The organism is Kribbella ginsengisoli (genome assembly GCF_039537185.1).
GTDB lineage: Bacteria > Actinomycetota > Actinomycetes > Propionibacteriales > Kribbellaceae > Kribbella > Kribbella koreensis.
In genome coordinates this window covers 1,306,097-1,315,927 of the sequence record NZ_BAABAA010000002.1, presented here as the reverse complement: position 1 = coordinate 1,315,927, position 9,831 = coordinate 1,306,097, and the positions used below count along the sequence as shown (strand labels likewise).

Annotated in this window: 9 protein-coding genes; 5 read left to right on the top strand and 4 right to left on the bottom strand. The window is 69.4% G+C overall.

Annotated features, from left to right (window positions below; genetic code table 11):
• Positions 1-183 precede the first annotated feature (183 nt).
• The 5 genes from ABD768_RS13710 (at position 184) to ABD768_RS13690 (ending at position 6,165) form a co-directional block, all read left to right on the top strand.
• Positions 184-735 (top strand): helix-turn-helix domain-containing protein, encoded by a 552-nt coding sequence (locus tag ABD768_RS13710; RefSeq protein WP_344840711.1) that lies wholly within the window; start codon positions 184-186, stop codon positions 733-735.
• 99 nt (positions 736-834) lie between these two features.
• Positions 835-1,992, top strand: coding sequence for an NAD(P)/FAD-dependent oxidoreductase (locus ABD768_RS13705; RefSeq protein WP_344840710.1), 1,158 nt, complete (start codon positions 835-837; stop codon positions 1,990-1,992).
• A complete protein-coding gene (locus ABD768_RS13700; RefSeq protein WP_344840708.1) occupies positions 1,989-4,268 on the top strand; it encodes a 2Fe-2S iron-sulfur cluster-binding protein in 2,280 nt (759 codons plus the stop codon). The genes ABD768_RS13705 and ABD768_RS13700 overlap by 4 nt, the downstream gene beginning before the upstream one ends.
• A complete protein-coding gene (locus ABD768_RS13695; RefSeq protein ID WP_343975119.1) occupies positions 4,265-5,167 on the top strand; it encodes a dihydrodipicolinate synthase family protein in 903 nt (300 codons plus the stop codon). The genes ABD768_RS13700 and ABD768_RS13695 overlap by 4 nt, the downstream gene beginning before the upstream one ends.
• Complete coding sequence (locus ABD768_RS13690) at positions 5,164-6,165, top strand: proline racemase family protein (RefSeq protein WP_343975122.1); 1,002 nt, start codon at positions 5,164-5,166, stop codon at positions 6,163-6,165. The genes ABD768_RS13695 and ABD768_RS13690 overlap by 4 nt, the downstream gene beginning before the upstream one ends.
• On the opposite strand, the gene ABD768_RS13685 is transcribed toward ABD768_RS13690, so the two are convergent.
• Genes ABD768_RS13685 through ABD768_RS13670 form a run of 4 tightly spaced genes read right to left on the bottom strand, consistent with a single transcriptional unit; the run spans position 6,162 to position 9,706 of the window.
• Positions 6,162-7,025, bottom strand: coding sequence for a 5-oxoprolinase subunit C family protein (locus ABD768_RS13685; protein ID WP_343975125.1), 864 nt, complete (start codon positions 7,023-7,025; stop codon positions 6,162-6,164). The genes ABD768_RS13690 and ABD768_RS13685 overlap by 4 nt on opposite strands.
• On the bottom strand, positions 7,025-7,630 hold the full coding sequence (locus ABD768_RS13680) for a 5-oxoprolinase subunit B family protein (protein ID WP_343975128.1): 606 nt from the start codon (positions 7,628-7,630) through the stop codon (positions 7,025-7,027). The genes ABD768_RS13685 and ABD768_RS13680 overlap by 1 nt, the downstream gene beginning before the upstream one ends.
• Positions 7,630-8,382 (bottom strand): LamB/YcsF family protein, encoded by a 753-nt coding sequence (locus ABD768_RS13675; protein ID WP_343975131.1) that lies wholly within the window; start codon positions 8,380-8,382, stop codon positions 7,630-7,632. Before ABD768_RS13675 ends, ABD768_RS13680 begins: the two co-directional genes overlap by 1 nt.
• A gap of 10 nt (positions 8,383-8,392) precedes the next feature.
• Entirely contained in the window at positions 8,393-9,706 is a 1,314-nt protein-coding gene (locus ABD768_RS13670) for an NRAMP family divalent metal transporter (protein ID WP_343975134.1), read from the bottom strand.
• Positions 9,707-9,831 lie beyond the last annotated feature (125 nt).

Sequence of the window (9,831 nt, the reverse complement as noted above, 5' to 3'; positions counted from 1 at the left end):
TTAACCCCTCAGATGGTGGGTTGCCACCCGGGAATCAGGGGTGACAACCCACCAACTGAGGGGTTAACCCCCGAAATGGGGCGAGGCGGGGAAGGGGGTGGGTGTGGCATGCTCCGGGCTGTGGTGGGTCAACGGGTGGGTCAAGGTTCGGGCCAGGGTGCCGGGCGCGTACTGGGAGCCAACTTGCGGGCGCGGCGGGATGAGCAGGGGATCTCGCTGTCGGAGCTGGCCCGGCGGTCGGGGATCGCGAAGGGGACGCTGTCGCAGCTGGAGTCGGGCGCGGGCAATCCGACGATCGAGACGGTGTTCAGTTTGTCGAACGCTCTCGGGGTGCCGGTGTCGTCGTTGCTGAACGAGCCGCCGGCTGCTGACCTGGTTCATGTGCGGTCCGCGGATGTCGGTGTACTGACCGGGGACGCGGTGGATCTGCGGATGCTGCGGCGACTTGAGCACCCGGGGGCGTTGCTGGAGGTCTACGACCAGCAGATCCGGGCGGGGGCGATCCAGCGGTCGGCCGGGCATCCGGGGACGGAGCACCACGTCGTACTGGCTGGGCGGCTGCGGATCGGGGCGCAGGGGCAGCAGTTCGAGCTGGGCGCCGGGGACTATCTGGCCTTCCGGGCCAATGGGGCGCACGAGTACGAGGCGCTCGACGGGCTGGTCCGGTCGGTGCTGCTGCTCGAGTACCCGCCGGACGTGCAGCCGGCCACCCTGGACGGGCTCCACTTGGACTGAGGTCGACTGGGCCCCCTGAGGGGTGCCGTTGACCTGGGGCGGGTGGCGGACGTACGCTCGAATCGTTCATTTTACTGAACGGTCGGGTGAGAGGTGCTGATGGCTGAGGTCGACGTCGTGGTGGTCGGGGCGGGCATCGTGGGTGCCGCCTGCGCCGAGGCCCTGTCGGCTGCCGGGGTCCGGGTGCTCGTGCTGGACCGCGGGGCGCCTGCGTCCGGTACGACGGCTGCGGGCGAGGGCAACATCCTGGTCTCCGACAAGGGGCCGGGGGCTGAGCTCGACCTGGCGATCGCGTCTCGTGCCGAGTGGCTCGCGGTATTGGATCGCCTGCCTCGGCAGGTCGCGGATGTCGAGTGGGAGCCGAAGGGCGGGCTGGTCGTTGCGACGGGCGAGCCGGGGCCGTTGGAGGATTTCGCTGCTGCGCAACGGGCTGCTGGGGTTGATGCGCGGGTGCTCAAGCCGGCAGAGGCTTTTGAGTTGGAGCCGTTGCTGACTCCTTCCGTCACCGTTGCGGTGCATTACCCGGATGATGCTCAGCTGCAGCCGGTGCTTGCGGCGACGGCGTTGCTGGCCGCAGTACGGGCTCGTGGTGGGGTTGTTCTTGGTGGAGTGACGGTTCAGTCGGTACTCCGCTCCGCCGGCGGGCGGGTGTCTGGGGTGTCGACGTCCGCGGGGGACTTTGCGTGTCGGGCCGTGGTGAATGCGTGCGGGCCTTGGGCTGGGGCGTTCAGTGTGTTGGCGGGCGGGCCGGTGGAGATCTTGCCTCGGCGGGGGATGATCCTGGTGACCGCGCCGCTGCCGGAATGCGTACGGCACAAGGTTTATGACGCCGACTACGTCGGGGCTGTTGGTAGCGGGGATGCGGACCTGCAGACGTCGACGGTGGTGGAGTCGACTCGGGCCGGGACGGTGTTGATCGGGTCGAGCCGGGAGCGGATCGGGTTCGACGACTCGGTGCGGGTCCGGGTACTGCGGGAGCTGGCGCGGAAGGCGGTTGGGTTGTTTCCGTTCCTTGGTGAGGTGCCGGTGATGCGGGCGTACGGCGGCTTCCGGCCCTATGCACCGGACCATCTCCCGGTGATCGGAGCCGATCCGCGCGTCGACGGCCTCTGGCACGCCACTGGCCACGAGGGCGCCGGCATCGGCCTGGCCGCCTCAACGGGTCGCCTGCTCACCGAACTGTTCCTAGGCCTCGCACCCCACGTCGACCCGCTGCCCTTCCGCGTCGATCGCCCAACCCTGCTAGGTGTCTCATGAGCCCGTACCTGCGCTCGACTGAAGGCGACCCCGCCGAGCCCCGCCCCGGCGAGCCCTTCTCCATCACCCTCGACGGCCAGCCCCTCGAAGCCCTACCAGGCCAAACCGTCGCCGCCGCCCTGATGGCCACCGGCCGCGACTCCTGGCGCACCACCCGAGCCGGCGACAATCCCCGAGGCGTCTTCTGCGGAATCGGCTCCTGCTTCGACTGCCTGGTAGTCGTCAACGGCCTACCCGACGTCCGAGCCTGCCAACGCGTAGTCCGCCCGGACGACGCAATCACCACTCAACCCGGCGCAGCACTACCAGCGCCCGCACCCCACCCCGACACCCCGCCGACACCTCCGCCTCCGCCCTCTCCTCCGCCCTCACCCTCGCCCTCGGGTCCGGTCGATGGTCACTTTGTGCTCGGCGTGAGTGTTTCGGAGCAGGGCAAACGCTCAGCCGGAGCACAAGGTGCCCTGGGCAACGGAGTACAGGCGGTGCCTGTTGTGGTGGTTGGGGCTGGGCCGGCTGGGATGAGCGCTGCCGTGGCCGCGGCCGACGCCGGCGCCTCGGTGCTACTGATCGATGCCGCGCCGAGCGTCGGCGGCCAGTTCAACCGCCAGCTACCCGACGAGTTCCGAGCCCGCCGCCCGGAGAGACTGCAACACGGCTGGTCGTCCTTCACCCGATTACGCGACCGCATCGCCAACGACCCAAGAATCACCCACCTGACAGAAACCTCCGTCTGGTCCCTCGAACGCCCCACCACCGCCCCGGCAGGCACCGCCGCCCCGGCGGGTACCACCGCCGCCCCGGCGGGTACCACCGCCGCCCCGGCGGGTACCACCGCCGCCACCAGTTCGGCCGCCACCACCTCCTCCGCCGCCACCTCCTCAGCCACCGCCACCTCCGCCACCTCCGCCACCGCCACCTCCTCCTCCTCCTCCTCCTCCTCCTCCACCTCCTCCTCCGCCACCTCCTCAGCGGGTACTTCGGCCGCTGGTGCCTCGGCCGCTGGTGCCTCGGCGGCCGGGGCCACTGGCGTCGCGGCTGGGCAGCGGACGCGGCTCTGGCTGCAAACCGGTGCGGCTGACTCGGCTGGACGGCGGGTGTGGGCGGTCGAGACTTCGGCGTTGGTGTTGGCGACGGGTGCGTATGACCGGGTGCTGCCGTTCCCTGGGTGGGATCTGCCGGGCGTCTACAGCGCCGGCGCAGCGCAGGCTCTCGCCAAGGGGCAACGCATCGCGGTCGGCAGCCGAGTACTAGTCGCCGGTACCGGGCCCTTCCTGCTGCCGGTCGCCGAGTCCCTGCTCGGCGTCGGCGCCGAGGTCGTCGGCCTCCTGGAAGCCAACAAGCCCTCCACAGTCCTGCGTGGCTGGCTGACCGACCCGTTGGCCGCCTCCACCAAACTCACCGAAGGCCTCGGCTACGCGACCCTATTGGCCCGCCACCGAATCCCCTTCCATCACGGCCGCACCGTCGTAGCCGCCCACGGCACCGACCGCGTCGAGGCCGTAACCACAGCCCGCCTGGGCGCCGACTGGACCCCGATCCCGGGCACAGAAGAGCGCGTCGAAGTCGACGCGGTCTGCCTAGGCTTCGGCTTCACCCCCAACCTCGAGCTCGCGGTATCCGCCCGCTGCACCCTGGGCACTGGCCCAGACGGTGGGCCCGCGGTACTGGTGGACGAGGACCAACAGACCACCACCCACGGCATCTACGCCGCAGGCGAACTGACCGGAATCGGCGGCGCCACCCTCGCCGCAGCCGAAGGCCACCTGGCCGGCCTCGCCGCCGCTGGGGCCTACCTGGCCGGCCTGCCCGCGGCCGGGGGCTACCTGGCCGGCCTGCCCGCGGCCGGTGCCTCCAACCGGGGAGGCATTTCGCCAGTACCGGGGAGTGATTTGCCCCCGAATGGAGCTATTTCCCTCCCCGGTCGAGCAACAACGGGGCGGCGCCGAGTCGCTCGGGGCAAACGGTTGGCGGCGGCGTTGGCTGCTGCTTATCCGGTGCGGGGCGGGTGGTTGGAGTGGAGTGCCGCCGCGACGTTGGTCTGTCGGTGTGAAGAGGTGTCGCGGGGCGAGCTCGAAGAAGCTGTCGGGGAGCGGGACGTGGTGGGGGAGCGGACTTTGAAGCTCAGCTCTCGGGCTGGGTTGGGGATGTGCCAGGGGCGGGTTTGCGGGCGGAATGTGAGCGCGCTCTGTGGAGTGGAGAACGGGTACGGGCGGCCGATTGGGGTGCCTGTGCGGATGAGGGATTTGGCTGCTGCCGACGTACTGGAGGATCTGTGAGCGAGAAGCTTGATGGTGTGATTGTTGCTACCGCGTTGCCGTATGCGGAGGACGCGTCGGCGCCGGCGGGGTTGCGGCCGGATTATGAGAGGTATGCGGAGCATTGCCGGTGGTTGGTGGAGAACGGATGCCGGGGAGTCGGGCCCAACGGGTCGTTGGGGGAGTACTCGTCGTTGACGGATGACGAGCGGCGGCAGGTGGCGCGGACGGCGATCGAGGCCGTGGGGGACGACGGGATCGTTGTCGTCGGCGTGCATGGGGCGGGTGCGCATCAGGCGCGGAGTTGGGCTGAGAAGGCCGCCGAGGATGGGGCGGACGGGGTGTTGTGTCTGCCGCCGACCATGTATCGGGCCAACCGGGGCGAGGTGATTCATCACTACACCGAGGTCGCCAAGGCTGGGCTGCCGGTGATGGTTTACAACAACCCGCATGACACGAAGGTGGATCTGACGCCGGACCTGCTGGCTGAGCTGGCGCAGATCGAGAACATCGTTGCGGTGAAGGAGTTCACGGGCGATGTCAGGAGGATTCTGGAGATCCGCGAGGTGGCGCCGAGCTTGACGGTTGTGGCCGGGGCGGATGACCTCACCTTGGAAGCGCTGCTGATGGGGGCGACCGGGTGGTTCGCCGGGTTCCCGAATGTGTTTCCGGCGGAGTCGGTCCGGTTGTACGACCTTGCGCTGGCCGGTGACCTCAAGCAGGCACGTGAGCTGTACGAACCGCTGGTCGCGGCGTTCCGGTGGGACTCGCGGGTCGAGTTCGTGCAGGCGATCAAGTACGGGATGGACTACGTCGGCCGGTACGGCGGTCCCTGCCGGCCGCCGCGCGGACCGCTCGTACCGGAGCATCTCGCGCAGTTGGAGCAGGACATGAAGAAGGCCGTGGAGTCGCTGGTATGAGGTCGATCCGGACCCTGAGCGCGATCGACTCGCACACCGAGGGGATGCCGACCCGGGTGATCACCGGTGGCGTCGGCGTCATCCCCGGTACGACGATGGCCGAGCGGCGCGAGTACTTCCTGGCGCACGACGACGACCTGCGACTGTTCCTGATGAACGAGCCGCGGGGGCATTCGGCGATGAGCGGCGCGATCCTGCAACCGCCGACCCGGCCGGACGCGGACTGGGGTGTGCTCTACATCGAGGTGTCCGGCTGCCTGCCGATGTGCGGGCACGGGACCATCGGTGTCGCGACGGTGCTGGTCGAGTCGGGCATGGTGACGGTGACCGAGCCGCTGACGCAGGTGCGGCTGGATACGCCGGCCGGGCTCGTGGTGGCGGATGTTGCCGTGCGCAACGGTCGGGCCGAGCACGTGACGATTCAGAACGTACCGGCGTACTCGCATGCGCTTGATGCGACGGTGAAGGTGGATGGGCTCGGTGAGGTGACGTACGACCTCGCGTACGGCGGGAACTTCTACGCGATCCTGCCGCTGGAGCAACTCGGCATCCCGTTCGACCGGTCGGAGAAGGACCGGATCCTGCAGGCGGGGCTGGACATCATGGACGCGATCAACGCGACCGACCGGCCGGTGCATCCGCTGGATCCGTCGATCAACGAGTGCAAGCATGTGCAGTTCACCGCGCCTGGTACCGATGGTGCTGACTCGCGCAACGCGATGGCGATCCACCCGGGGTGGTTCGATCGGTCGCCTTGCGGGACCGGTACGTGTGCCCGGATGGCGCAGTTGCATGCTCGCGGCGAGTTGGCGCTGGGCCGGGACTACGTCAACGAGTCGTTCATCGGTACGCGCTTCACCGGCCGGCTGCTGGAGGAGACGACGGTGGGCGACCGGCCTGCCGTCGTACCGACTGTCACTGGGCGGGCGTGGATCACTGGAATGGGGCAGTACTTGCTGGATCCCACCGATCCATTTCCTACGGGGTTCGTCCTCTAGCTGGTGAAGCGGAGGGACTGACCAGGGCGGAGCTGGGCGCAGGCGTCCAGATCTGCTCTGGCCACGTAGGCGATGACCGGGTAGCCGCCGGTCACCGGATGATCGGCGAGGAACAGCACGGGCAGACCCGACGGTGGCATCTGCAGCGCCCCCAGCGTCATCCCCTCGCTCGGCAGCTCACCCTCACGGATTCGCTCGAGCGGGGTGCCTTCGAGGCGTACGCCGATGCGGTTGCTGTTGCTGCTGACCGCGTAGCGTCGCCCGAGCAAGGCGCCGGGAGCGAACCAGTCCTGCCGCGGCCCCGGAATCACCCGTACTACGAGGTCGCCCGCGACCGGATCCGCGACCGCTGCAAGGTCGACTCCGGGCATCGGGCCGTGCTCGCAGCCGACGGGCAGTACATCACCGGCAGTCAGGGGAGCCGGTCCGAGCCCGGACAACAGATCTGTCGCCCGCGACCCGAGCACCGGCTCGACCCCGATGCCACCCCGGACTGCCACATACGTCCGCAGGCCACTGCGTGGGGCTCCCAGTCGCAACACATCACCGGCGCGGAGCGTGCTCGGCGCGTTGAGCGGCGCATCGGGGCAAGGCGCACCCGTCACGGCAACCACCACCTCGGCCTCGGCCCGCAGCGCAAGCCCGCCGAAGGTCACCTCGATCGCGGCGGCTCCCGGCGCGTTGCCGACCAAGCGGTTCGCCAGCTCGTACGACCGCCGATCGCACGCCCCGGACCGCGGCACCCCCAGCGCGGCCTGCCCCGCCCGCCCGCGGTCCTGGATCGTTGCCAACGGCCCCGGCTCCAGAACGGTCAGGGCGGCCGCCGTCGCCGCCGGACCTTCGCCCGTCGCGCGACTCATCAGTCGTCCGCCTGCACGAAGCGAACCCGGCGCCCGGGCTGGAACAACGCTGCCGGTTCGCGGCCCTGGTCGAAGATCCTCAAGGTGGTGTGGCCGATCAGTTGCCAGCCGCCAGGGGATTCGCGCGGATAGACACCGCTGAACTCACCGGCCAGGGCGACTGCCCCGGTGGGGACCTTGGTCCGGGGGGACTCGCGGCGCGGGACGTCCCAGGAGCCGGTGCCGGTGAGGTAGCCGAAGCCTGGCGAGAAGCCGCAGAAGGCGACCGTCCAGTCCTCGGCCGTGTGGCGTTTGACGACGTCCTCGGCCGAGCAGCCGAGATAGCCGGCCAGGTCGTCGAGATCCTCGCCGTCGTAGACGACCGGGATCTCCAGCGGCTCACCGCCGAACGACCCGCCGCCGATCGGCCGCACGGCACGCAGGGCCCTGGTCAGCGCGGTCAGGTCGGTGCCGTCGGTGCTGACCAGGACGGTGCGGGCGGCCGGGACGATGTCGACGACCCCGGCGGGTGGCGAGCCGGCCAGCGCGGCGTAGTACCCGAGGACCTCGTCGAGGTTCTCGAGCTCCACCAGTAGGGCGTGGTCGCCGGCGGGCAGGATGCGCATCAGTGGCCGAACGGGCTCACCGTGACGCCCGCTCCCTCCAGTGCTTTCCGGACCTGTTGCGCGATGTCGACCGCGCCCGGGGTGTCGCCGTGCACGCAGATCGAGCCCGGCGTCAGCTGGAGCAAGCCGCCGGAGCTGTCCTCGATCGCCCCGCCGGTCGCCATCGCGGTACAGCGGGCGGCGATCTCGGCGCCGTCGTGAAGGACCGAACCGGCCTCGCGCCTGGACACCAGCGTCCCTTCCGACGTGTAGGCGCGGTCGGCGAAGGCCTCGTGGACGATCGGCAGTCCGGCCTCGGCGGCCAGCCGGAGCCAGGCGGATCCGGGCAGCCCGAGAACCGGCAGCGACGGGTCGTAGTCGACGATCGCGCCGACCACGGCCGCCGCCTGCTCCTCGTGCGTGCCGATCGTGTTGTAGAGCGCGCCGTGCGGTTTCACGTACCGGACGCGATCGCCCGCGATCCGGGCGAACGCGTCCAGCGCGCCGATCTGGTAGACGACCTCGTCACGCAGTACCGCGGGTTCGACGTCGAGGAAGCGGCGGCCGAAACCGGGCTTGTCGTCGTACCCGACGTGCGCGCCGATCGCGACTCCACGCTCGACCGCGTGCGCGGTCACCCGGCGCATGATCGAGGGGTCGCCGGCATGAAAACCACAGGCGATGTTCGCACTCGTGATGACCTCCAGCAGCGCGAAGTCGTCACCCATCGTCCACGAGCCGAAGCCCTCACCCAGATCGGCATTGAGGTCCATCACACCGCTCCTAACCGAACAACTCGAACACAGGCTTGACCGACCGGACGGCCAGGTAGATCGTCAGCAGCCAGGCCGCGCCGCCGAGCGACAGCAACCACTTGGGGTACCGGTACCCGCGCAGTAGATCCTTGCGCTGCCATGCCACCCAGAGAAGCACACCGATGCCGACCGGCAGCAGCAACCCGTTGAAGGCGCCCGCGAAGACCAGCAACTGCGTCGGCGCCGTGCCGACGGACAGGTAGATCACCGTGCTGACCGCGATGAACGCGACCACCAGGATGGTCCGGGTCTTGTCCGTCGTCTTGGTCCGCGACGTCACGAAGGTGACTGTCGTGTACGACGCGCCGATGACGCTGGTGATCGCGGCCGCCCAGAGCACCACCCCGAAGGCCCTCAGCCCGAACTCGCCGGCCGCGTGCTGGAAGGCCGAGGCGGCCGGGTTCTTCGGGTCCAGCGCCGTACCGCCCGCGACGACACCGAGCACCGCCAGGAACAGCACGATCCGCATCACGCCGGTGATCAGGATGCCGGTGATCGACCCGCGGCTGATGTCGCGGATGTGCTGCGGGCCGGAGACGCCCGAGTCGAGCAGCCGGTGCGCACCGGCGTACACGATGTAGCCGCCGATCGTGCCGCCGATCAGGGTGGTGATGGACAGGAACTGGATCTGGTCGGGCAGGACGACGTTCTTCAGCGCCGTTCCGACCGGTGGGCCGGACGTGATCGCGATGTACGTGGTGAGCAGGATCATCAGGCCGCCGAGCACCAGCACGACCCGGTCCATGGCGACGCCGGCCCGCTTGGACAAGAAGATGCCGATGGCAATCAATGCGGAGAGCGCGCCGCCGAGCTTGGGATCCAGCCCGAGCATCGCGTCCAGCCCGAGCCCGGTGCCGGAGACGTTGCCGATGTTGAAGACCAGGCCGCCGATGAACAGCAGCGCCGCCATCACGTAGCCGAGGCCGGGCACGACCAGGTTACCGAGCTCCTGGGCCCGCCGGCCGGAGACGCCGATCACCCGCCACACGTTCAGCTGCAGCGCGATGTCGACCAGGATCGAGACGGCGATCGCGAACGCGAAGGCGGCGCCGAGGGAGACCGTGAAGGTCGTCGTCTGGGTGATGAACCCGGGGCCGATGGCCGACGTGGCCATCAGGAACATCGCGCCGATCAGCGTCGACTTGGTGCTCGCCTTCATCGCGGTGTCGGGCGTCTTCTTGCCCGCGGCCGGTGGCAGCTGCCGGCCGGACGAGTGGCCGGTACTGCGGGTCGGCTGGCGGCGGGCCGGCTTGGAGAGGGGCTTGGTCGGGGGTTTCGGCATGGCGGTGGCTCCTGGATCTTCAGAAAGCTTTCGGTCGGTTCTCCTGCAGACGGTCGGTAGGTGGTTGAACGCCTTGAGTGACTTTGAGAGTAGAGATTGTTCAACAATCCTGCAAGACTCTTGTT